This window comes from Brevibacillus sp. FW301-21C12A (assembly GCF_058788915.1).
Genome location: NZ_JBYTBG010000113.1, coordinates 1 through 1,050 on the forward strand (window position 1 = coordinate 1; position 1,050 = coordinate 1,050).

The window sequence follows — 1,050 nt, forward strand, 5'->3', positions numbered from 1 at the left end:
AATGGATGCGTTTTCCATTATAAAAGCAAGTGATATACTCAAATATCGCTCTTTTCGCTTGTTCTCTCGTTTTGAATTTTTCCAGATAAACGAGTTCTTTCTTCAGTACGCTGTGGAAAGACTCGATGCAGGCGTTATCGTAACAGTTTCCTTTGCGGCTCATGCTTCCGATCATCTGGTATTTCTCCAGACGCTTCTGGTACTCAGTCGAGGCATACTGGCTGCCGCGATCAGAGTGGTGTAAAAGCCCCGGAGCTGGTCGCTGACGGTTGTAGGCTTGATCTAGCGCGGCGATCACGAGTTCTTTTGTCATCCGCTCCCCCATGTGAAAGCCTACGATCTTACGCGTATACAAGTCCATCACACTGGCTAAATACAACCAGCCTTCGTCTGTCGGGATATAAGTGATATCCGTCATCCAGACCTTCCCCGGCGCGTTTGCGGTAAACGTTTGGTTTAGCACGTTTTCGGCCACAGGCAAATGGTGCTTCGAATTCGTTGTCGCCTTGTATTTCTTCACCGTACGGGATTTCAGCCCGAGCCTTTTCATCGTACGAGCGACGGTTTTCTCGGAAACCTGAACCCCTTCCTTTTTCAGTGCTTCCAAGACCTTCTTACTGCCGTACAAACGTCTCGAATCCAGGAAGACCCGCCGGATTTGTTGCTCCAGCTTTTCTCGACGCTTCGCCCGATCGTTCTTCTTACGCCGGGTCCAATCGTAATAACCGCTTCGAGAAACTTGAAACACCTCGCACATCTTCGCGACTCGGAGCTTGGAGCGGTGATCGTGGATGAAAGGGTAGATCAGCGCCGGTCTTTTGCGAAGTAGTGCATCGCCTTTTTTAAGATTTCGTTCTCCTCTTCCAGATCACGAATTCGCTTTTGAAGGTCGCGTAGGGCTTTGTCTTCCGGCTTCAGTTGTCCACTGCCTGGAAAGGCTTGATTGCCGTCTTGCTTGAATTCAGCGACCCACCGATAGATGGTATTTTCATGAAGCCCCATTTCCCGGGCTACCTGCGCCACCGATTTCCCTTCTTCTTGGATGAGTCG

Annotated in this window: 1 protein-coding gene; it reads right to left on the minus strand. The window is 50.0% G+C overall.

The annotated features are described in order from the left end of the window. Positions 1-1,050 (minus strand): IS3 family transposase gene (locus AC3WQH_RS25485; RefSeq protein ID WP_492332328.1). Its coding sequence is split into 2 segments (ribosomal slippage), with 1,051 coding nucleotides annotated over them: positions 1-837 and positions 837-1,050; the frame shifts between segments, so codons are not numbered across the junction. This gene is flagged as partial in the annotation.